This is a genomic window from Staphylococcus condimenti, assembly GCF_001618885.1.
GTDB classification, from domain to species: Bacteria; Bacillota; Bacilli; order Staphylococcales; family Staphylococcaceae; genus Staphylococcus; species Staphylococcus condimenti.
In genome coordinates this window covers 1,234,919-1,257,150 of the sequence record NZ_CP015114.1, presented here as the reverse complement: position 1 = coordinate 1,257,150, position 22,232 = coordinate 1,234,919, and the positions used below count along the sequence as shown (strand labels likewise).

General features: G+C 34.4%; 20 protein-coding genes. 11 read left to right on the top strand and 9 right to left on the bottom strand.

The window, feature by feature from the left end; genetic code table 11:
- Position 1: 1 nt before the first annotated feature.
- Entirely contained in the window at positions 2–205 is a 204-nt protein-coding gene (locus A4G25_RS06325) for a DUF1659 domain-containing protein (protein ID WP_012664299.1), read from the bottom strand.
- Positions 206–535: 330 nt separating this feature from the next.
- Here A4G25_RS06325 and A4G25_RS06320 point away from each other — a divergent pair, with 330 nt between their 5' ends.
- Positions 536–2,575, top strand: a complete 2,040-nt coding sequence (locus A4G25_RS06320; RefSeq protein ID WP_047131353.1) for a cation:proton antiporter — start codon at positions 536–538, stop codon at positions 2,573–2,575.
- A 257-nt stretch (positions 2,576–2,832) separates the two neighbouring features.
- On the opposite strand, the gene mntC is transcribed toward A4G25_RS06320, so the two are convergent.
- From mntC to A4G25_RS06305, 3 genes are read right to left on the bottom strand one after another with little or no spacing between them, the layout of a single operon-like run.
- A complete protein-coding gene (mntC, locus tag A4G25_RS06315; protein ID WP_047131352.1) occupies positions 2,833–3,762 on the bottom strand; it encodes a manganese ABC transporter substrate-binding lipoprotein MntC in 930 nt (309 codons plus the stop codon).
- Positions 3,759–4,595, bottom strand: a complete 837-nt coding sequence (locus A4G25_RS06310; RefSeq protein ID WP_047131351.1) for a metal ABC transporter permease — start codon at positions 4,593–4,595, stop codon at positions 3,759–3,761. Before A4G25_RS06310 ends, mntC begins: the two co-directional genes overlap by 4 nt.
- Positions 4,588–5,343 carry a metal ABC transporter ATP-binding protein gene (locus A4G25_RS06305; RefSeq protein ID WP_047131350.1) on the bottom strand — a complete coding sequence of 252 codons (756 nt, stop codon included), beginning with the start codon at positions 5,341–5,343 and terminating at the stop codon, positions 4,588–4,590. Before A4G25_RS06305 ends, A4G25_RS06310 begins: the two co-directional genes overlap by 8 nt.
- A 127-nt stretch (positions 5,344–5,470) precedes the next feature.
- On the opposite strand from A4G25_RS06305, the gene A4G25_RS06300 reads away from it, so the two are divergent.
- Complete coding sequence (locus A4G25_RS06300) at positions 5,471–6,127, top strand: metal-dependent transcriptional regulator (RefSeq protein WP_047131349.1); 657 nt, start codon at positions 5,471–5,473, stop codon at positions 6,125–6,127.
- 193 nt (positions 6,128–6,320) lie between these two features.
- On the opposite strand, the gene A4G25_RS06295 is transcribed toward A4G25_RS06300, so the two are convergent.
- The 3 genes from A4G25_RS06295 to A4G25_RS06285 all read right to left on the bottom strand — a co-directional run bounded on the left by A4G25_RS06295 (position 6,321) and on the right by A4G25_RS06285 (position 8,213).
- On the bottom strand, positions 6,321–6,812 hold the full coding sequence (locus A4G25_RS06295) for a GNAT family N-acetyltransferase (RefSeq protein ID WP_047131348.1): 492 nt from the start codon (positions 6,810–6,812) through the stop codon (positions 6,321–6,323).
- 10 nt (positions 6,813–6,822) lie between these two features.
- Positions 6,823–7,575 (bottom strand): M50 family metallopeptidase, encoded by a 753-nt coding sequence (locus tag A4G25_RS06290; RefSeq protein WP_047131347.1) that lies wholly within the window; start codon positions 7,573–7,575, stop codon positions 6,823–6,825.
- Positions 7,576–7,655: 80 nt separating this feature from the next.
- A complete protein-coding gene (locus A4G25_RS06285) occupies positions 7,656–8,213 on the bottom strand; it encodes a sugar O-acetyltransferase (RefSeq protein WP_047131346.1) in 558 nt (185 codons plus the stop codon).
- Between the two features lie 141 nt (positions 8,214–8,354).
- Here A4G25_RS06285 and tarA point away from each other — a divergent pair, with 141 nt between their 5' ends.
- From tarA to A4G25_RS06255, 6 genes are all read left to right on the top strand, one after another.
- Positions 8,355–9,107 carry an N-acetylglucosaminyldiphosphoundecaprenol N-acetyl-beta-D-mannosaminyltransferase TarA gene (tarA, locus tag A4G25_RS06280; RefSeq protein ID WP_047131345.1) on the top strand — a complete coding sequence of 251 codons (753 nt, stop codon included), beginning with the start codon at positions 8,355–8,357 and terminating at the stop codon, positions 9,105–9,107.
- Between the two features lie 108 nt (positions 9,108–9,215).
- Complete coding sequence (locus A4G25_RS06275; RefSeq protein WP_047131344.1) at positions 9,216–9,566, top strand: DUF2200 domain-containing protein; 351 nt, start codon at positions 9,216–9,218, stop codon at positions 9,564–9,566.
- Positions 9,567–9,979: 413 nt separating this feature from the next.
- Complete coding sequence (gene thrS, locus A4G25_RS06270) at positions 9,980–11,887, top strand: threonine--tRNA ligase (protein ID WP_047131343.1); 1,908 nt, start codon at positions 9,980–9,982, stop codon at positions 11,885–11,887.
- Positions 11,888–12,059: 172 nt separating this feature from the next.
- Positions 12,060–13,712: an IS1182 family transposase gene (locus A4G25_RS06265; RefSeq protein WP_063164627.1), complete on the top strand. Its 1,653-nt coding sequence runs from the start codon at positions 12,060–12,062 to the stop codon at positions 13,710–13,712.
- A gap of 203 nt (positions 13,713–13,915) precedes the next feature.
- Positions 13,916–15,253, top strand: a complete 1,338-nt coding sequence (locus A4G25_RS06260) for an aspartate aminotransferase family protein (RefSeq protein ID WP_047130898.1) — start codon at positions 13,916–13,918, stop codon at positions 15,251–15,253.
- A gap of 13 nt (positions 15,254–15,266) precedes the next feature.
- Entirely contained in the window at positions 15,267–16,358 is a 1,092-nt protein-coding gene (locus A4G25_RS06255; RefSeq protein ID WP_047130897.1) for a YkvI family membrane protein, read from the top strand.
- Between the two features lie 946 nt (positions 16,359–17,304).
- Here A4G25_RS06255 and A4G25_RS06250 read toward each other — a convergent pair.
- Positions 17,305–17,709 (bottom strand): Na-translocating system protein MpsC family protein, encoded by a 405-nt coding sequence (locus A4G25_RS06250; RefSeq protein ID WP_012664313.1) that lies wholly within the window; start codon positions 17,707–17,709, stop codon positions 17,305–17,307.
- Between the two features lie 345 nt (positions 17,710–18,054).
- Entirely contained in the window at positions 18,055–18,852 is a 798-nt protein-coding gene (gene tagH, locus A4G25_RS06245; RefSeq protein WP_047130896.1) for a teichoic acids export ABC transporter ATP-binding subunit TagH, read from the bottom strand.
- Positions 18,853–19,162: 310 nt separating this feature from the next.
- On the opposite strand from tagH, the gene A4G25_RS06240 reads away from it, so the two are divergent.
- The 3 genes from A4G25_RS06240 (at position 19,163) to A4G25_RS06230 (ending at position 22,200) form a co-directional block, all read left to right on the top strand.
- On the top strand, positions 19,163–19,966 hold the full coding sequence (locus A4G25_RS06240; RefSeq protein ID WP_047130895.1) for an ABC transporter permease: 804 nt from the start codon (positions 19,163–19,165) through the stop codon (positions 19,964–19,966).
- Positions 19,967–20,047: 81 nt separating this feature from the next.
- Positions 20,048–21,142: a teichoic acid glycerol-phosphate primase TarB gene (gene tarB / locus A4G25_RS06235; RefSeq protein ID WP_047130894.1), complete on the top strand. Its 1,095-nt coding sequence runs from the start codon at positions 20,048–20,050 to the stop codon at positions 21,140–21,142.
- A complete protein-coding gene (locus A4G25_RS06230; RefSeq protein WP_047130893.1) occupies positions 21,142–22,200 on the top strand; it encodes a glycosyltransferase family 2 protein in 1,059 nt (352 codons plus the stop codon). The genes tarB and A4G25_RS06230 overlap by 1 nt, the downstream gene beginning before the upstream one ends.
- Positions 22,201–22,232 lie beyond the last annotated feature (32 nt).

Genomic DNA, 22,232 nt, shown 5'->3' with positions numbered 1-22,232 from the left:
TTTATAAAGTTTCTACTGTAGTGACTTCAACATTGATGTACGTTTCTCCAGTTAATTTTTCAATCACATTTTTAAAAGTTAATAATTCTTTTGAAGTGATCTCTGGGTTCAAACGAGAGAATTTACGACGTTTTTGTACAACTTTGCTGTTTTCACCAAGTTCTTCGTGAATCAAAGTGATAGCGACATCTTTAATTTTTTTCATTTGTCTGACCTCCTTTCTCACTCTATATATCGTTTCTCGTTCAAAAAAAGCACATCTTTTTTAAAAAAAGATAAAATTTTTTTGGTGCTGTAATAAAGAAAGGAGAGAACGGGTAAAACAGTATTATCATGATTCTATTTATATAGCCTCAGAAATAACAAGGGAGCATTAATTTTCATTATTTGCTTTGTATAAATGTAGTGTGGCTGAAGTTATATAAATAGATTTTGTGCAATTAAATATTGTATTATTATAACTAGACGATAAAAACTGAATGAACCAGCTTTTATCATCCACTTCATATGATTGAACATAGAAAGAGGTGACGATTTGGAGATAGTTGAAGGTTTGCTGATATTTTTAGCAGCAATAATTGTAAGTTCCTTAATTCATTCACTATTTCTCCCTAAAGTACCTTTAGCATTTATCCAAATTGTTTTAGGGGCTTTGTTGTTCTTAACACCTATCCCAGTCAGTTTTGACTTTGATACAGAAGTATTTATGGTTGCCTTAATCGCACCATTACTATTTGTAGAAGGTGTTCAAGTTTCCCGTGTCAGTTTGCGACGGTATATAAAACCCGTCATGTTGATGGCATTAGGTTTAGTATTTACAACTGTTGTTGGTGTGGGATTCTTTATCCACTGGGTATGGCCTAATCTGCCTATGCCCGCAGGTTTTGCTTTAGCAGCAATTCTTTGTCCGACAGATGCTGTAGCAGTTTCTGCCATTACAAAAGGTAAAATATTACCGAAAGGTGCCATGACAATTTTGGAAGGGGAGTCTTTATTAAATGATGCAGCGGGTATCATTTCTTTCAAAATTGCTGTAACCGCATTGATTACAGGTACTTTTTCTATCACCCATGCTGTTGGTGAATTTTTAGTCGCAGCTATTGGTGGTTTGATTGTCGGTATGATTATCGGTATTGCACTCGTACGATTGCGCGTAACACTTTCTAGACGTGGCGTAGAAAGTAATAATATGTTTATTTTCATTCAATTACTGACGCCATTTGTCACATATCTGATTGCGGAAGTATTCCATGCTTCAGGAATTATTGCGGCTGTTGTAGCAGGTCTTGTACATGGATTTGAAAGAGATCGTATTACACATGTCAGTACACAATTACAGTTGAGTTATACACAAACATGGAACGTATTGAGTTATGCATTAAACGGTTTTGTATTTGTTATTTTAGGTTATATGGTTCCGGAAGTTGTTGTGAATATACTTAAAACAGAACCGCAAAATCTTGTGTTCTTACTTACAACAACAGGTGTTATAGCACTCGCTGTATATGTATTCCGCTTCGTATGGGTTTATGTACTTTATCCTTATTTTTACCTTCCAGTCAGTCCTTTCGAAAGAGCAATGAATGAAGGAGGGCCTCAAAAACCTTCTGAAAAACCGAAACGCAGCATGTATGCTCTAATCATGACATTATGTGGTGTGCACGGTACAATTTCTCTTGCTATCGCGTTAACATTACCATTCGTATTAGGTGAAAATGAGTCGTTTATTTATCGAAATGATTTACTATTCATTTCTTCAGGAATGGTTATATTAAGTTTGGTTATTGCACAAGTATTTTTACCGCTTGTAACACCTGCAATGAAAAAGGCGAAACTAGAAGGTATGTCATTCAAGCAGACACGCGTTTATATATTAGAGCAAGTAGTCGACTACTTAAGAAAAAATGCAACACCAGAAACTTCTTTTAAATATGGGAATGTGATTAAAGATTATCACGACCGTATTGCTTTCTTGAAAGTATTAGATGATGACGATGAAGATTCAAAAGAATTGGAACGTCTGCAAGGTATTGCTTTTGATACAGAAACAAAAACATTGGATGATTTAGCAAAAGAAGGACGAATCTCTCAAAGTGATTTTGATAACTATATGCGTTATGCAGAACGTACACAAGTTTATCGTCAAGCTTCATTATTAAGACGTATTTGGATTAGAGTTAAAACAAGTTATTTAAGACGTCGTGTGCGTATTCAAACTAATGCATCATCTTCATTGGATATTAAAGAAAACTTGAAAGAAATTTCAAAGATAATGCGTATCGTGCACTACAATGTAGTTAAACGATTATCTAAAGAAGCAAATTCAGATAATCAGTTAGAAATCAGTACAATTGCAGACAGTTATTTATTACGTACCGATAATCTGACACCATCTAATTTCTTTAATACTAAAAATCATGAATCAATGTCGAAAATCAAGCTGAATGCATTACGTGAACAACGCCATATATTAAATGAATTGGTAGATGAAGGGGAAGTAAGTGAAAAAACAGCACTTAAAGTAAGAAAAGCGATTAATTATGATGAAATGATCTTAGTAGATCGCTTAACATAAAATATCAATAAAGCTGCGAAACAAATGTTTGAAAAAGTATTGTTTCGCAGCTTTTTTATGTAAAAAAAGAGCCAGTCTTGGAGGGGACTGGCTCTTTAAAAAGCGATATCATCGCATTACCGCTTTTTCATTAGGAGTTTTCGTGGTCTCTAGGGAGGATTGTGACCACAGCTTATTATTTATGTTTAGGATAGATTATTTATGGAAGATGACGGTATTGGAATTAGGAGGTAAACCGTCATCTCAAGGATAATGTGTTATTTCATACTGTTATGGACAGTTTCAATATTAGATTCCATCATTTTGTAATAGGAATCGCCCTTACTGCCTTTTTTGCCAATAGAATCTGTATAAACTTCTCCAGAAATCGGTACACCTGTTTCTTCACTTAAACTTTGCATACTTTTGTGATCTACACTTGTTTCGACTAATAGATTTTTTAAGTGGTGTGATTTCACAAATTGAATTGCTTGTTTCATTTGTTTTGGTGTACCTTGTTTTTCTGTGTTGATTTCCCAAATATAGCCGGGTGTAATGCCATATTGTTTAGAGAAATATTTAAATGCACCTTCACTTGTTATCATGGCGCGTTGGTCTTTAGGAATGTCATCGAATTTATCGTGACTGTCTTTATTCAATTTTTCAAGTTTGCTGAGATAGTCATCACCTCGTTTTTGGTAATCATCTTGATGTGCTTTGTCATGCTTGATAACAGCTTGTTGGATTGTTTTCACATATTTCAAGCCGTTTTCCAAACTTAACCATGCATGCGGATCTTGTTTAGATGCGTCACCTTCAGCACCGTTCAAATAAATAGGTTTCACATCTTTAGAAACGCGTACGACACTTTTATCTTTTGTGTTTTTGCCAGCTTGTTCTAAAGCTTTATCAAACCATCCATTGCCTGTTTCAAGGTTCAGGCCATTATATAAGATGATATCTGCATCTGTTAATGCTTTAATATCTTTGGGCTTTACTTCGTATTCATGCGGATCTTGACCGACTGGGACAATGCTATGTATTTCAGCATGATTACCAGTTATATTTTTGGTCATATCATACAGAATAGAGTTGGTAGTGACGATTTTCAATTTATGATCAGAAGAAGATGGTTGTGAATGACCTCCTCCTCCGCAAGCAGCTAAGAATAGTAATACTGCAATTAACAAAGGTACTAACTTTTTCATGATGGAACTCCTTTTCTAATTTGTTGAGATATTTTCGAATAGATAAATGTACCTATATAAATCGCGAATGCACACAATACAATCGTTGCACCGCTTGGAATGTTATAAATATAACTGAAATACATTCCGACAATTGCACTGATAACACTAATAACACTCGCAACGATCATCATTGACCAAAGTTTTTTTGTAATCAAGAAGGCTGCTGAAGCTGGTGTAATCAATAATGCAACGACTAAGATGATACCAACGGTTTGGATGCTGGCTACAGTAACTAATGAAAGCAGCAACATCACAAAATAATGTATAAATGTAGTATTTAAACCGCTCATTCTACTAAATGTTGGATCAAATGTAGAAATCATCAACGGGCGGTAGAAAATGATGATAAGCAGGAGCACAATTATGCTGACAATAATCGTCGACCAATATGCAGTTTTGGTAATCGCTAGCAAATTACCAAAAAGAATATGATAAAGGTCTGTTGTACTATTAATCAGGCTGATAATAATAACTCCGACTGCTAAAAATGCTGTAAAACTAATTCCGATAGCTGCATCTTGTTTCGTTTTGCTTTTATCAGAAATAAATCCGATAAATAAACTTGCAAGCATTCCTGTAACAAGCGCACCGACAAACATCGGAATCTTGAACAGAAATGATAATGCTACACCGGGTAATACAGCATGGCTCATCGCATCACCCATTAGAGACAATCCTCTTAAAACAATCAGACTGCCAACCGTTCCGCAGACAATTCCTACAAAGATAGAAATGATAAGTGCACGGCTTAAAAATTGGTAATCAAATATGTGTTGTAAAAAATCAAGCATTTTTAATTCTCTCTTTCTCACTATGTTCAAACATAGTATTCTCCGTACTTTGATTCATATAGGTTTCATTTAAGCGTTCTGTTGTCATCGCTTCTTGACTTGGGCCGAAATAACGTATGGTCCGATTCAATAGCATAATACGATCAAAATATTCAGCAGCTTTTGATAAATCATGATGCACAATCAAAATTAATTTGCCTTGTGCTTTTAAACGTTGAAGTTTGTCCATTATCAATTGCTCACTGGTAAAATCGATGCCGACAAAAGGTTCATCGAGCAAATAAAGCGTACTCTCTGTCATCAATGCACGTGCTACAAGTACACGTTGTAATTGACCGCCGCTTAGTTCTGAAATTTGGCGTTTACGCAAAGAGACTAATTCCATATCTTCAAGCAAATCGTCAAGACGCTTCTTTATGTGTCGTGTTGGACGTTTGAACCATCCTATTTCTTTGAATGCTCCAGAAAGTACGACAGATTCAACACTGATAGGGAAATCTAAATCTAATTGTGTTTTTTGCGGTATGTATGTAATTTTCTTTAATTGGGAAGCAACAGGTTTCCCATTTAATCTCTTGATGCCTTCTGATTTGAATTCACCAATCAGTGTCTTGATTAAAGAAGATTTACCCGCTCCGTTCGGACCCATTATGCCGATCAATTCTCCTTGAATAGGCAATTGCAGATTAATATCTTGCAGGATATGTTTATTCCCTAGATATAAGTTAAGGTTTTTGACTTCTAAAATTATAATACACCTCCTAACTAAATTTTTAGGTTAACCTAATTTATTTCATCATAAGACATGAAATTTAGCGTGTCAAGTATTTTCGTGATACAATAAAGTGAATCTGGATGGAAGGATCGGTGACAGGATGTTAACGGAAGAAAAGGAAGATTATCTGAAAGCGATTTTGAATAATGGCGGCGCTACTTCATTCGTTACAAATAAAAAACTCTCTCAATATTTGAATATCAAACCACCATCCGTGAGTGAAATGGTTAATCGCTTGGAAAAAGCAGGCTATGTCATTACGAAACCTTATAAAGGTGTGAAGTTATCAGAAGAAGGTTTTAATCATACGTTGGAAATTATTAAACGCCATCGTTTATTAGAACTTTTTTTAATAGAGATTTTGAAATATAACTGGGAAGAAGTCCATCAAGAGGCAGAGGTGTTAGAACATCGCGTTTCGGATTTGTTTGTTGAACGCTTGGATTCACTTTTGAATTACCCTACGACTTGTCCGCATGGCGGGGTCATTCCGCGCAATGGAAAATTCGAAGAAATTTATAACGATTCATTGAAAAACTTCGAAGAAGGCGATCATGTTACGATTCGCAGGGTGCGAGATCGTACAAAATTATTGATTTATTTATCTAGCAAGTCCATTTCAATCGGTGATGAAATCGTTGTAGAATCACAAGATGATACGAATCAAGTCATTGCAATTCGAAAAGAGGATGATCCATTGATTATTCTCAGTTATGAAAATGCAGCACATATTTTTGGTGAAAAATTAAAAGCATAACTTTTAGAAATAAAGACGCAACCTTTTTTGAGAAGTTGCGTCTTTTTCAATATACAAGTATATGTGTTAACAAGAAATTAGAACTGAAAATTTATTTGCTATGATATAGAAAGCTATAAAAGTTAAATTTTACTTTGTAAAAATAGAAAAAAGCACTTCGCAGGTAACAAAACTCGCGAAACGCTTTTTTAAATCAAATATGTTTGCCCCATATACATAAATCCAGACGTTTTTCATCAATGTGTGCAATTTGCGGTAAATTGCCCCAAAGTGTATAGCCTTGTTTTTCAAAGAGTTTATTGCATGGAACATTTTGAGCAAATACATAACCGGTAAGATAGTGAATATTGAGTGATGCAGCTTCTTTTTCTAAAAGCTGCATTACTTTTGTGCCGTAACCTTGACCGCGTGTTTGTTCATCTAAATAAATACTAAGTTCTGCAGTTTCATCATAAGCAGGGCGTCCATAAAAATGGTTTAAACTTGCATAACCGATAGCTTGCCCTTGTTCATTTAAAATAGTGTACAACGGACGAGAAGTATCGTGGTTATTAAAAATGTGTGCCATTTCTTCATTTGACACTTCCTCGATATCTGCTGTGACATTGCGCATAAGAATGGCTTGATTATAGACTTTAGTGAAAACTGGTAAATCTTCTTTTTCAGCGATTTTCAATTGTATCATGGTTTATCTCCTAACCTTGGAAGAGTAAGTATTTTACGATAGCATATACGACATAAAAGTTGAAAGCAATCCAAAGCGTTGTAAAGACAACGACTGGAAGGTGTGTTAAATTGCGTAAAGCTGTACCATCCCATTCAATAGGGTATTTGGTGAAAGTCAAACGCAGCATCGTCCAAGTTGACTGCAAGAGTTCTCCGAATAATACACCTAAAATAAAGTGATAAACGATGGACAGTATCATTACAATCATTTCAGGCTGATTGTTTTGTATTAGTAAATAAATCATCAACCCAAGAAAAATAGCGATTAAAATCGGTATACCTTTGCGTGAAGTAATACAAACAAAGTAGATGAAGATGAGAAGATAACTTAAAACAAAAAGCGACGGATAGTGAAAATACGCACTGAAAATTCCGAGTGCAAGCATTAATGGCGGCATAACATAGCCACCTAATGTGGTGATAATCATTGTAGAACGACGAGATGCACGTGTGATAGCAAAACCTTGTTGCGAAGTTGCAAAGCGTTCTCTTGGTGATGTTACGATGACTAAATCTTCAGTGCGGCCTCCGCTGATTTTATTAAAAACAATATGGCCGAACTCGTGTGTCAGAACAGGGATATAATTTAAAATAATATCTGTAACTGCAAGTCCCGGACGATTACGATAATGATGCACTGTCATATAGATAATAGCAATGATGACAACCAGATAAAGGTGCAGTGTCATCGGTGTGCTGATAATTTCTTTGAATAGTTGCATAGCAGATACCTCTGAATCTTTGTAATACTATCCATTATAAATGAAAACAAGACGCCTTTGCTTGCGTCTTGAGACCTATTCTAATCTAACGGGACTTCACGAATAAAACGCGCTGGGTTACCGGCTACAACTTGATTGTCGGGAATGTCTTTTGTTACAACACTGCCCGCACCTACTACAACATTATCTCCAATTGTCACACCAGGCAGTACAATTGCACCTGCACCAATCCAAACATGATCACCAATCGTAATAGGAAAAGCAAGTTCTAATCCAGAAGCACGTTCAGCGGGATTCAACGGATGTGTTGCTGTAATGAGTTGAACATTCGGACCAAGGAGAACATGGTTACCGATTGTAATTGGGGCAACGTCTAACATAACTGGATTGAAATTGGCGTAAAAATGATTGCCGAGTGAGATGTTATAACCGTAGTCAAAATGAATATCAGGTTCGATAAATACATTATCACCGCAATGACCGATGCTTTGTCTTAATAGAAAATGGCGCTCTTTGATTGAAAATGCATTGTTGATTGCTTTTGTCGCATGACGCGCTTTATGACGTTCTTTTACAAGTTGAGGATCTCTTGAATCATAAAGTTGTCCGCTCAGCATTTTTTCTTTTTCAGTTGTCATAATTAAAAACCTCTTTGATCAATAGTGTATTAAATTCAGATTAACACTTCTTGAAAGAAATGCAATCTATCAGGTTAGTAGTGTATAATGATGTAAATGATAGGTTGATTCAACCGGATGCGCAAGTTAGGAGACTTTATTATGGAAAATCAACGAACAGCAAAGCGCGAAAAAGTAGATATCTTGTCTGTTCAATTTGATAATGTAACGATGGATGAGATGAAACATCATGTAACAAACTTTATAGAAGCTGATACGACAGATAATATGTTTGTGGTTACCGCAAATCCTGAGATTGTCGATTATGCACTCGAAGATGAAAATTATTATGATTTAATTGGAGAAGCGGACTTTATCATTCCTGATGGAACAGGGATTATACAAGCAGGCCGAATTTTAGGTACACCATTGAAGGAACGTGTGCCTGGTATTGAATTTATGGCTGCCTGTTTAGTGATAGCAGAGCGCCATCGACAAAAAGTATTTTTATTAGGTGCTTCAACGCATGTAGTGGCTGAAGCAGTAAAACATCTTCAACAGAAATATCCTCATATTGAATTTGCCTCACATCATGGTTATATCGATACTAGAGATGAAAGTGTAGCACGTCAAGTATGCAACTTTAATCCAGATTATATTTTTGTAGGCATGGGTTATCCCAAACAAGAAGAATGGATTAAACGGCACCGTCATCGTTTTCAACATACTTTGATGATGGGCGTCGGCGGTTCTATTGAAGTATATAGTGGTACAAAAAAAAGAGCGCCGCTTATCTTCCGTAAATTAAACTTAGAATGGTTTTATCGTTTGATTACAGATTGGAAACGAATGGCACGTATGCAGCGCTTACCTCGATTTGTATCCAAGGTCTTTCGAACAAGATTAAAAAAATAAAGAATAAAATCTACTGCTTTGAATGGTCTGAAGACGAGTCTAAGCAGTTTTTTTATGAGAATTAGAGTTTCGTATGAGTTAATTAAAAATAAAAGGAGGGTGAAAAAAATGAGGCATAAAATCTACGATATGGCTTTTGCCAGTGTTTATCCGCATTATGTAACGAAAGTTGAGAAAAAAGGACGTTCGCAAAAAGAATTGAATGAAGTGATTAGTTGGTTGACGGGTTATGATGAATCTGGTCTTGAAACAGTTTTAAATAATAATATCTCATTTGAAACATTTTTTGCTCAAGCGCCAAAAATGAATCCTAACCGTAAATTAATCAAAGGTGTGATATGCGGTGTTCGCGTTGAAGAGATTGAAGCACCGTTAATGCAAGAAATTCGTTATTTAGATAAATTAGTGGATGAACTTGCTAAGGGTAAGACGATGGAAAAAGTATTGCGTAAAGAATGAAAGCGTTATTAAGTTTTACAAAAATATGAACATCAAAAAATAGATTGATAAATCGTAATTATTACGATATACTATAAACAATTTAAAAATTGATTCGGTGATAAAGACAATAAATGCACAAAAAGACAGAGAGTAGAAGTCATCGGCTGTGAGCTTCTGCATTAATTGAAAGTGTATTTTACTACTTTAGAGAAGTATATGAAAATATACCGTTTAATGACATGTTACGTCATTCCAATGAGGAAATAAATGTTGCTGCAGCATAGCTGAAGAAGTTGTAATTGCTTATGTTGTTGTTTTATTTGTTTTGAATCTGGGTGGTACCACGAGCAGAAACTGCACTCGTCCCTTTATATCTAAAGGGATAGGTGCAGTTTTTTTATTTTAATCAGGAATTTAAGGAGGCAATATGTATGGGAAATCAAGTCATCGTAACTTTACCAGATCAACGCAAATTGGAGGTGGAACAAAGCACAACACTTTACCAAGTTGCACAACAAATCGGCAGTTCTTTTGCCAAAAAAGCAGCTGTAGCATCTGTAGATGGTGAATTACACGATTTGAATCATCAAATCGAGAAAGATTGCCAAGTTGAATTCTTTACTTATGAAGATGAAGAGGGCTTAGCAGCGATTCGTTATACTTTAAGTTTTTTAGTAGGGGAAGCAGCTGTGAAGCACAAAGTTGAAGTTGCAGATTTTGGTGTGAATAAAGAACAATTCTATTGTGATTTTAAAGCTGAAAACACATTGAAGGCCGCTGATTTAAAAGAAGTCGCAAAAACAATTAATAAAGCAATCAGTGCCAATCACCCTATTGAAATATATGAGTATTCAAAATTAGATGCATTAGATTTATTTAAAGATAATCCATTTATGCAGTATCACATTGAACAAGGTGAAGAACCTGTGAAAGTAGCTGTGCATGGAGATTATAAAGCAGTGATTAATCAACCACTTGTTACTAATTTATCTAAAGTTAAGAATTATAAATTGCAATCTATTTCAGCAACTAATTGGTTGCGCGATGTAAATAATGAATCATTGCAACGTATTGCTGGTTTTGCATTTGCTGATGGTGAAGCATTAGAAGAACACCAAGCTTTTATTGAAAAGTATGAACAAGTAAACCATCGTCGCTTAGGTAAAGAATTAGACATTTTCTCATTCTCAGAATATGCACCAGGTATGCCGTTTTATGCGCATAATGGACAAGTGATTCGTTTAGAATTACAAAATATGTTGAGACAATTGCAGTTTGAAGCAGATTATGAAGAAGTTTATACTCCGTTTATTATGGATGAAACTTTATGGAAAAACAGCGGTCACTGGGATCATTATCAAGATAATATGTACTTCACAGAAGTAGATGAACAAACTTATGCTTTAAAACCTATGAACTGTCCTGGTCACATGTTAATTTATAAAAATCATTTGCATTCTTATCGTGATTTGCCAATTCGCATGGCTGAATTCGGCCAAGTACATCGTCATGAATTAAGCGGTTCATTAAATGGTTTATTCCGTGTACGTACTTTCAACCAAGATGATGCACATATCTTTGTACGACGTGATCAAATTGAATCAGAAATTTTAGATGTTTTAGGATTGATTCATAAAGTTTATAGTGTCTTTGGTTTTGATTACAGTATTGAGCTATCTACTCGTCCAGATGACTTTATGGGCGAAATTGAATTATGGGATTTCGCAGAGCAATCTCTTGAGAATGTATTAAATCAACATGGATTTAAATATACTGTGAATGAAAAAGATAGTGCTTTCTATGGTCCGAAAATCGACATTCATATTAAGGATGCGTTAGGACGCAGCCATCAATGCGGTACTGTACAACTGGATTTCCAAATGCCTGAAAAATTCGATTTAACATTTATTAATCAAGCAGGTGAAAAAGAGCGTCCTGTTGTAATCCACCGTGCGATTTATGGATCAAGCGATCGATTTATCGGAATATTACTTGAACACTTTGGCGGCAATTTGCCGTTATGGCTTGCACCTGTACAAATGGAAGTTGTTCCAGTAAATGCAGATTTACATTTGGATGCAGTAAAAGATTTAAAACGCCGATTGAAAAAAGAAGGCTTCAGAGTGGAACTTGATTTGTCAGATGAAAAAATGGGCTATAAAATTCGTCAAGCGCATTTGAAAAAAATACCTTACACTCTTGTAGTCGGAGATAACGAAGTGGAGAATGGCACAGTAGCTGTTCGTAAACGTGGAGAATCTGAAGAACATAGTGTTAATGTCGAAGATTTTGTAAAACAGTTGAAACAAGAAGTTGATGTATTGAATAAAGTGCAATAAATAAAGTTTGAAATAGGGGCTGGGACATAATTCCAGTCTCAAATACAAGCCGGTGAAAACTTTTAAAGTTTTCACCGGCTTTTTTATATAAAATATACATATTATTTCAAAAAATAAAGGCCTCGCTTATAATTAGAGAATAACCACAAACCCAAATCATAGGAGGACCTTTATGTATAAAAATTATAACATGTCTCAAATCTCTCTGCCACTGACAACAGAATTTACGTTTTCCGAAAGTGATACTGCCAGCATAGTTAATGAAATCGTCGAAAAAATCCCTGAAACAGCTTTCGACAACTATAAAAATCACAGAGGCGCCCCTTCTCACAATCCACGCATGATGCTTAAAATAATATTGTATGCTTATAGTAATTCGATATTTTCCGGACGGAAAATAGAATTTGCATTAAAAGACAGTATTAGGTTTATGTGGTTGGCACAAGAACAGCAACCTTCTTATCGAACAATCAACCGTTTTCGTTCTGACTCCAGAACAAATAAGTTAATAAAAGATTGTTTTGTAGTTTTCAGAACTTTTTTAGTCGAAAATCAATATATTGATGAAGAAGCCGTTTATATAGATGGTACTAAAATCGAAGCTGATGCCAATAAGTATTCGTTGGTTTGGAGAGCGAATACTGAACGCTACAGCAAAGCCAACTTGGAAAAGTCGGAAGCTGCGTATGAAGAATTATTACAAAAGGAAATCATACCGAATATAAAAGAAGAGTCTTCAAAGGAAATACAATCTCATGAATTAGAAGCAATCGAAGATTGTTTGAATAAGAAGGTTGAAGAACTGACTGATGATATTGAATCCAGCAATGATACTGAACAAAGAAAAATATTGAGATCAGAACGCACTGAATTAAAAAAGCATAAGAAAGTAATTACAGAATGTAAAGAGAAAAAAGAAAAGTACGAGGAACAAAAGAAGATTTTAGGTACAAGAAATAGTTATTCCAAAACTGATAATGATGCCACCTTTATGCGAATGAAAGATGATCATATGAGAAACGGTCAATTAAAACCAGCATACAATATTCAAGTAGGTACAAATAATCAATTTGCTTTGGCAGTAGGTGTATATCAAAATCCGACGGATACAAGAACTTTAGAAAATTTTTTAAACAGGATTCAAGAAGTTAATAGTGACATTCCTGAGTATATAGTATGTGATGCAGGGTATGGCAGCGAAAGCAATTATGGAATAGTTATAGATATATTTAACAGAACTCCTGTAATGCCGTACGGCATGTTTTTAAAAGAACAAAAAAGAAAATATAAAAACAACCCATTCAATTCATTAAATTGGAATTACGACGAAAAAGATGACAGGTATATATGCCCGAACAATAAAATTCTATTCTTCTCTGGATACAGATACAGTACTGATAAATATGGATATCAGAGACAATTCAAAGAATATAAATGTTATGACTGCATAGATTGTCCGCTTAGACAAGAATGTATGAATCCAAAAGCCAAACCGGATACATTAAAAACAATTCGTCGAAATATGGTTTGGGAATTTTATAAGCAGTTCACTAGAGAAAAGCTTTCAGATCCGAAAACATCATCAATTTACAGCAAAAGAAAAACTGATGTTGAAACATTTTTCGGTAATTTGAAGGCTAATTTGGGTTTCACTCGAATGTCTGTAAGGGGCATTGAAAAAGTTGAAACCGAAGTTAGTATTGCTTGTATGGCAACAAACTTAAAGAAATTAACAGCTCTACGAGCTGATTTTTTCTTTAAATTATATAAAAAAGGACGATTTTCATTTTCAATTGTGAAAATCGTCCTTTTTTCGGGATTCTAGAACATTAATGTCCCAGCCCCTATTTTTTACGATACTTTTTACATTATTATTTACAAAAAGTGTTGTTTGATATTTTAGATATCTGAAAATTTGGAATAATCTGTTTACAAAGCGCTTGATTAACTGTATATTACATATATTCATTATTTTTATAGAAAGATAAAAGGACTAAAGAAAGTGTATTTATAGGGGGATGTGATTTTATGACAAGAGCACAGGAGATATTTGAACGTGATGAAAAATATTTTGCAAGAGCAGGTCGTATTCCGTACTACCCGCTTATTATTGATCACGCTCATGGAGCAGTTTTAACAGACGTCGATGGAAAAAAGTATATTGATTTGTTATCTAGTGCAAGTTCTCAAAATATTGGACACACACCAGAACGTGTTGTAAAAGCAATACAAGCACAAACAGAAAAGATGATTCATTACACACCTGCATATATGTATCATGAACCTTTAGCAGAACTTGCTGAAAAAATCTGTAGTATATCACCTGGAGATTTTGAAAAACGCGTTATATTCGGTTTAACAGGTTCAGATGCTTGTGACGGTATTATAAAATTTGCCCGCGCTTATACCGGAAGACCTAACGTAATTAGTTTTACGAACGCTTATCATGGTTCAACGTATGGATCAATTTCTTTATCAGCAATCAGTTTAAATATGAGAAGAAAAATCGGGCCATTATTACCAGGTGTTCACCACATTCCTTTTCCTGACAGTTATCGGGGGATGTTTAACAGTACAGAACCAAATACTGTAGATGAGTACTTAGCACCTTTAAAAGAAATGTTTGAAAAATATCTGCCTCCTGAAGAAGTTGCATGTATCATGTTAGAAACAATACAAGGAGACGGCGGATTATTAGAACCCGTGCCTGGTTATTTCGAAGCTTTAGAAAAATTGTGTCGCGAACATGGCATTCTTTTAGCTGTAGATGATATTCAGCAAGGTATGGGACGTACAGGCAAATGGAGTTCTATTGAGCATTTTAATTTTGAACCTGATTTAGTTGCTTATGGTAAATCATTAGCAGGCGGTATGCCGATGTCGGCCATAGTTGGCAGAGAAGAAATCATGAGTAGTTTAGATGCGCCTGCTCACTTATTTACAATGGGGGCTAATCCAGTAAGCTGTGCAGCAGCTGTTGCAACTTTAGAAATGATGAAAGAAGAAAATTTAGTGGAGGAAGCAGCAAGAAAAGGTGAATATGCGAAATCACGTATGAAAGCATGGGAAAATCAATATGAATTTATTGGCAATGTTCGTGGTTTAGGTCTATCTATCGGTGTAGATATTGTTACAGATAAACAGTCTAAAACACGTGATAACGATGCTGCATTAAAGATTTGTAATCGATGCTATGAACGTGGTGTTGTGATTATTGCTGTAGCAGGAAATGTCTTAAGATTCCAACCGCCACTTGTAATTACTGATGAGGAACTCAATCAAGCATTGACTATCTTAGAAGAAACATTTGAAGAACTTGAACAAGGAAAATTAGAAGCTTATCAAGTTACAGGACAAGGATGGTAAGGGGGTTAAGACAATGGAACAACAAATAGATTGGAAGAATGTATTGAAGTTAAGCGGAGCTTATATGGCATACTTAATCGGATCTGGTTTTGCTACGGGGCAAGAAGTGATGCAGTTTTTCGCTTCATATGGTAAAGCAGGTATCGCAGGTATCATTTTAAGTGCAATTTTGTTTTGCTCTTTAGGTGTAACACTGATGACAAGAGGCTATGAATTGCAATTAGAACATCCAGGGGATATTTTCAGGGTATATTGTGGTAAAATTATCGGACGATTGATTGAATATTTTACGTTGCTGTTCTTATTCTGTATTGTGGTTATTATGATTTCCGGTACTGGAGCAATTGCACATGAACACTTTGGTATTCCTGCAATAGTTGGCTTGCTTGGGATGGGAATTATAACTATGATAACAGTGATTTTCGGATTGAATAAATTAGTAGATATTATTGGTGCAGTCGGTCCGGTGATTGTAGTTTTAACAATTGCTATTTGTTTGGTTGTATTCTTTAAAAATATCGGTTCGTTACCATCTTTAGATACATTGCCTCAAGCAGCTAAAGATTTACAACCGGCTGGTCATTGGTGGCAATCCAGTATTTTATTCTTTTGTTACAACATTTTGGCAGGTACGATTTTCTTTACACAATTAGGACAACAATCAGGAAGTAAGAAAGAAGCAGCAGCCGCTGGAATTTTAGGTGGCGCTGGTTTGATGTTGGCAGTATTGGCTATGGTCGTTGCGATGTTTGCACATTACAATCATGTATTGAAATTAGAAGTGCCCGTTTTATATTTAGGGGATACAATTAGTCCTTGGGTAGCTATTGTATTTTCTATTTGTATTTTACTTGGGATTTATTCAACAACAGCACCAATGTACTGGTTGATAAAGAATGAATTCATGCGAATATTTCCAGCTAAATTTGGGGTTATCGTAACGATAGTATTGGGTATTGTATTTATGCTTGGCGGATCGTTGCCTTTTGGAAAGCTGGTTGCTATTATATATCCATTCGTAGGATATGTAGGACTAGCAGTAGTAATTATTATTTTTGTACGAACGATTTGGGCGAAAATGAATCCGCAAAAATCTAAAGTTTAAATGATTGAATGAGATAAAAAAGTATATAAAAAATACGCGTTGCAGTAGAAAGGGTAGCTGCAACGCGTTTTTTGTTTAAGGGTTATAGTTTTATAGTGAATGTGTATCAATTAAGTAGTTGAGGGAACTTAATTGTACACAGGTCATTCGACATTTTATTACTTTTTTATTATTGAGGGTATGTGCTCAGATTGAAGGGCTATTTACAATCTGAGCTGTCGTGTGATTTATGAGATTACGTTATAATCTCTTTTCCATATACAATTCTGCACGTGTCATCGATAGTTATAGGACAGAGCTGATTTATGACTCTGTTTAATTTAAGGGTTTGTGGGCAAGCAGCATAATAGTGTTGTATATTCAGTTTGAGTTGAGGGGTTCTGCTGGTGGTGATGAATTGTGGGAATTCAGTTCAGCAGAATACTGAGATAATAACACCTTATTATGCTACACGTACGTTTTAAAATTTTTAACGTGTTTTTAAAACTATCAATCAATATAGATGTTGTAATTCTATTTTGTGCCAACATTGAAACTTATCAGGTTTTATGAGTTGTTAGGGTTATTTTTGAGAATCAGATTTATCACTTACGCTTAGGAATTTCTTTTTCAATCACATTATTATTCGGAAAGGAGGTCGCAAGTAATAGATATTCGACGCTGATTTCAATAGATATAAAGGTGTTTGAATGGGCTGAGTAAACACTTTTATATTGAATTTGTTTTGGGCTTACTATGCCATTTACCAATAATTGTGGTGAGAGTAAATTGTCATAGTATTTTATTTTTTATAGAAATGAATGGGTTTTACAATGATAAGTTTCAACTCAATTGTATATGAAAAATAAAAACTCGATCCTGTTTACATATATCACCTCCTTGAAAGTTATTACGAGTTTCAAAGCGGGTTAGTAAACAGCACCGAGTACCTTACACCAATCCTGATTTATTCGATTGAACGGTCAAATACAAAAATTGAAATGACCTCGTCATCTTCTAGATTAACATCTGTAAATAATTTTACAAATTTTGCGCCTACCAATTCTTCCATTTCTGTTGGAGGATGTTGGTTATAAAGCTGCTTAATTTCTTCTGTACGGCCAAATTTAAGCATTCGTTCAAATTCTTTACTTTCCGTATTACGTAAGTAAAAATTTTCGACCTTACTCAAACTACCTGTCATATGTGCAATTGCCCAGTTATCTTTAAAGAAAACTTTAATTTGTTCTGGACCTTTTCCAATATGTGCTTTTCGATATGCACGCACGAGATTAGCAAATTCTTGAGTTTTATTTTTAGTATTCTTGTTAGCTATATCAATCACCTGCTTACTTGAGAAATGATATGACATAATGGATTACAGGCTCTATGTTTATCTGTGCACGCCAATACTTCTTTTCTTCATCTTGAAAAAAACTAAGCAGTGGAAAGCTGTTGTTTTAGATAGCTCTTATACAAAATGTCATTTGCTGAATGTCTGGACATTCTCGAAAATGAGCGAATTTTCAATGCCTGTTATTAATACACTTGTTCTTAATAATAATACTTTTAACAATCAATTTAAAGGGTTTTGCTTAAAAAATTGAAAAAAAGTAAGTAACGTATTTAATAACTTTAACTATGATTATATCTACCCAAACTTATGAGTGATTCAAACTCATTTATATTCTGAAAATATATAAACGAACAGAAAAATTTATTTCATTACAAATCGTGATTTGTCTAATTCTTGTTTAAACTCTTTTTGTTGTGCTTTAGATTTTTTTCTAAAATCTTTTAGGAACTGTTCGTATTTTGGCAGAATGTCATCTACATCACCGAATTCTTTAAGTCTTCCGCCTTCAATCCATGCAATTTTTGTACAGAATTCACGCACTTGCCCAATATTATGGCTGACAAAGAAGATGGTTTTATCTGCTTCTTTAAATTCATGGATTTTATCTAATGATTTCTGTGTGAAAGTTTGATCGCCAACCGATAATGCTTCATCGATTACCAAGATATCCGGATCAATTGTAACGTTTATTGAAAAACCTAATTTTGCACGCATACCGCTAGAATATTTCTTAACAGGTTGATAAATAAATTCACCTAACTCACTGAATTCAATAATTTTAGGTGTAAGTTCTTTTATTTCTTTAGGTTTGAATCCCATGCATAACATTTTGAATTCAATATTTTCTAAACCTGTCAATTGCGCATTCAATCCAGCATTGATGGCAATGACGCTGACTTCGCCGTGTTTTTCAATTTCTCCGCTTGTATTAGATAATGAGCCACCGATGATATTGCTTAGTGTTGATTTCCCAGAACCATTGATACCTACTAATCCAATAATATCGCCCTTATAAGCTGTTATAGAAACATCATTTAATGCGTAAAAAGTTTTATTTTTATGGTTGGGAATGAGAGCATCTTTGACTCTTTCTTTATTATTACGATAAATACGATATTCTTTTGTTATATTTTCCATCTTTACAGATATATCTTTCATAAAAAAACCGTCCTCATTTTACGTTGCTTAATAGTGCTGCACTACACGTGATTAACTATATTATATTATAATAATGACGTGAAAGTGAGAAAAACGCATGCATGTTAATCAATGTTCTAAATTTTACCATTAATTATGAGAAAGGTCATTATTTTAACATGTAAGATGTTTTCAACTGGAATCTAATGAAAATTGTTTCAATCTATACTATAATTACGTATAATATTAAGATGTATATATTAGGCATACGAAAATTATTACATATGGCTTGTAATGAAATGCGCAAATCGTTTGAAAGCGTGGTTTAAACATGGGAGCATTAATAACTGTTCTTAAAGAACATATTAAAGGTTTTTATTTAATTAATAGATTGGCTCAATTCGAATTGAAAATTGCCAATCATAATAACTATCTTGGAATGGCATGGGAGTTAATAAACCCGCTCATTCAAATTTTAGTTTATTGGTTTGTATTTGGATTTGGTATCCGCACGAATGCACCTGTAGACGGTATCCCATTCATTTATTGGATGCTTGTCGGTATCAGTATGTGGTTCTTTATCAACCAAGGTATTTTAGATGGAACGCGTTCGATTGTTTCAAAATATAACCAAGTTGCCAAAATGAATTTCCCGTTATCGATAATTCCAACTTATACGGTAACAGCGAAATTATATGGACACCTTGTTTTATTGTTAATTATTTTTATATTCTGTATAGCTTCAGGAATTTACCCGACTATTCATATTATTCAGTTGTTGTTGTATGTACCTTTTGCATATATTTTCACATGTGCAGTAGCGCTTGTGACTTCAACATTAGGGGTATTAATCCGTGATACGCAAATGTTGATGCAGGCATTAATGCGTGTGCTTTTTTACGCTTCACCTATCTTATGGGTAGCACAACCGGGTTCAATTGTACAAAAGATTTTAATGTTAAACCCAATTTATTTTATTGCAGAAGCATACCGTGCAGCATTGTTATATCATAAGTGGTATTTCATCGAGCATTGGGAACTCGCATTATACAATTTATTCATCGTCTTATTCTTGTTCTTTGTGGGCTCGGTTTTACACATGCGTTACAGAGACCAATTTGCAGACTTTATGTAAGTATTGATAGAGAAGATAACTCCAAGCATGTTTTCACGTGTTTGGAGTTTTTTTAAAAGAATAACAAAGGGGCATCCTTAAATGAGACAAATCATAAAGAAGGTTTATCTGCTGATTATCAGCGTTTTAAATAGTGCGTATAAAAAAAGAAAAATAAATTCAAACCACATTGTCGTATTCATGACATTTAAAGAAGATGTCATGCCGATAATTAAAAGGTTGAGTGATGAAGGATATGAGATTACTGTTATAGGTAAACCTTTAGATAAGTTAAGCATTAAACACTTAAAAAATGTAGATTTCATTGATAATAGCAATAAAATGGTCTTTGCACAAATTCATGTGCTTTCTACTGCAAAGGTTATTTTTGTAGATAATTACTATTTATTGATGGGTGGTTTTCATAAGAAGAAAGGCCAAACAGTTATACAAACTTGGCATGCAGCAGGCGCATTAAAATATTTCGGTTTAAAAGATCATGCTGTAGATTTAACAAATAAAAAAATGGTTGATCAATATATGAAAGTGTATAATGCGACTGACCGTTATCTTGTAGGCGGTAAACCGATGGAAATTTGTTTTACCAATGCATTTGGAGCTAAACCTTATCAAATGCTGCAATTTGGTTTGCCTCGTATGCTGCAATATTTTTCTAAAGATTTAGAAGCACAAAAGGTTGCTTTGAAAAATGAATATGGTATTGAAGGAAAGTTGGCAGTTTACGTACCTACATATCGCGAGCATTATCAAGCCAATCGTGAGATTAATAAGGAGAAATTTGAAGCTGCGCTTCCAGAATATACTTTAATAAATAAATTGCATCCTGCAGCGCTTAAATTAGGAGAAACTTCTAAAATTGATACACAACGTTTGTTTTTAATGGCAGACGTAATTATCACAGATTATAGTTCATTAGCTATTGAGGCAAGTTTATTAAATAAACCTGTGTTATTTTATGTGTATGACCAAGCAGAATATGAAACAGAAAGAGGACTAAATCATTTTTATTGGGAAATTCCAGAAACATATAAGGCTTATAATGAAGAAGACTTGTTGCATAAATTACAAGAGGGACCTGAATATTATCCTCCTTTATTTAAAGAATGGCATACTTTCAGCACACCTGATACACTGAATGAAATATCAAACTATATTAGAGAATTGGTGAAAAAGTAATGAAAATTTCTATAATTATTCCAGTATATAATTCAGAAGAAGTTGTGAAACGCGCAGTACGTTCTATTGATACAAAGTATAATCATGAGATTATTTGTATCAATGATGGGTCAACAGACCATACATTGCAAACATTAGAAGAATTGAAAAAAGAAAATAAGCATATAAAAATTATTAATCAAGAGAATAAAGGCGCAGCGGCAAGTCGTAATGTCGGATTATCTCAAATGACAGGCGATGTTTATATGTTTTTAGATGCGGATGATGAGTTTCTTCCAAGTCGTATAGATTTAATGGCCCGCCGTTATGAAGCTAATGATGATGTAGAAATTGTTGTAGGCCAAACAGGACGTGATTATCACGGCGAATGGCGTACGTTCCCTACACACGAAGAAATTAAAAAAGATGAAGTTGTGAATTTGTCGCAATGTCCTGCAATTTTACAATCGATTGGACCTCGAGATAAAATGTTCAGTTCACGTTTTAAAAATTTACGCTTTGAAGAAGATATCGTTTTTTGTGAAGAGCATACTTACATGGCACATGCATTTAACCAAGCAAGAGATATTCAATTATTGCCAGATATTATTGCTGGTTATAATATGCGTGAAAATTCGATTACTGCACAAAGTGTTGAACGATTCTTTCCTTATATGAGAGATGCGTATAAAGTGCGTCAACGTGTAATGGACTATTTAAGAATGCCAAATGTCCAAGAATACTATAGCTACCGTATGGATGAATTAATTGTAAGTTATATGTTGCAAGCATATATCACTGCTAAACCAAAAGTTACACAAGAATTATTGGATGTAGTGATTCAATATATCGAAGGTATGCAAAAAACTCATTATGATGGGAACGCACTTTTTAGAATTGTAAAAGTAATGGAAGGCGGCGCTATAGGCTGGACACCAGCGTTTTATCGACAATGGCGTGAAGCGCTTAATAAAGTAGGTATCGGACGACCGAATTACGTTGCATTCCATTTACAACTTGTACCGAAAATAGGTGTATTCAGAGGGCGTAATGCATTGAAAAAAGCCTTGAAAAGATAAAAATAGGCCATTTAATATGGCTTATTTTTTTA

Coding starts and splice junctions, on each gene's coding strand:
- A4G25_RS06310 (WP_047131351.1), bottom strand. CDS start 4,595: ATGCTTGATTTTTTACAACACATATTTGATTACCAATTTTTAAGCCGT.
- A4G25_RS06295 (WP_047131348.1), bottom strand. CDS start 6,812: ATGATACAATTGAAAATCGCTGAAAAAGAAGATTTACCAGTTTTCACT.
- A4G25_RS06290 (WP_047131347.1), bottom strand. CDS start 7,575: ATGCAACTATTCAAAGAAATTATCAGCACACCGATGACACTGCACCTT.
- A4G25_RS06240 (WP_047130895.1), top strand. CDS start 19,163: ATGGGAGCATTAATAACTGTTCTTAAAGAACATATTAAAGGTTTTTAT.
- A4G25_RS06260 (WP_047130898.1), top strand. CDS start 13,916: ATGACAAGAGCACAGGAGATATTTGAACGTGATGAAAAATATTTTGCA.
- tarB (WP_047130894.1), top strand. CDS start 20,048: ATGAGACAAATCATAAAGAAGGTTTATCTGCTGATTATCAGCGTTTTA.
- A4G25_RS06250 (WP_012664313.1), bottom strand. CDS start 17,709: ATGTCATATCATTTCTCAAGTAAGCAGGTGATTGATATAGCTAACAAG.
- A4G25_RS06300 (WP_047131349.1), top strand. CDS start 5,471: ATGTTAACGGAAGAAAAGGAAGATTATCTGAAAGCGATTTTGAATAAT.
- A4G25_RS06275 (WP_047131344.1), top strand. CDS start 9,216: ATGAGGCATAAAATCTACGATATGGCTTTTGCCAGTGTTTATCCGCAT.
- mntC (WP_047131352.1), bottom strand. CDS start 3,762: ATGAAAAAGTTAGTACCTTTGTTAATTGCAGTATTACTATTCTTAGCT.
- tarA (WP_047131345.1), top strand. CDS start 8,355: ATGGAAAATCAACGAACAGCAAAGCGCGAAAAAGTAGATATCTTGTCT.
- tagH (WP_047130896.1), bottom strand. CDS start 18,852: ATGAAAGATATATCTGTAAAGATGGAAAATATAACAAAAGAATATCGT.
- A4G25_RS06230 (WP_047130893.1), top strand. CDS start 21,142: ATGAAAATTTCTATAATTATTCCAGTATATAATTCAGAAGAAGTTGTG.
- A4G25_RS06325 (WP_012664299.1), bottom strand. CDS start 205: ATGAAAAAAATTAAAGATGTCGCTATCACTTTGATTCACGAAGAACTT.
- A4G25_RS06255 (WP_047130897.1), top strand. CDS start 15,267: ATGGAACAACAAATAGATTGGAAGAATGTATTGAAGTTAAGCGGAGCT.
- A4G25_RS06285 (WP_047131346.1), bottom strand. CDS start 8,213: ATGACAACTGAAAAAGAAAAAATGCTGAGCGGACAACTTTATGATTCA.
- thrS (WP_047131343.1), top strand. CDS start 9,980: ATGGGAAATCAAGTCATCGTAACTTTACCAGATCAACGCAAATTGGAG.
- A4G25_RS06265 (WP_063164627.1), top strand. CDS start 12,060: ATGTATAAAAATTATAACATGTCTCAAATCTCTCTGCCACTGACAACA.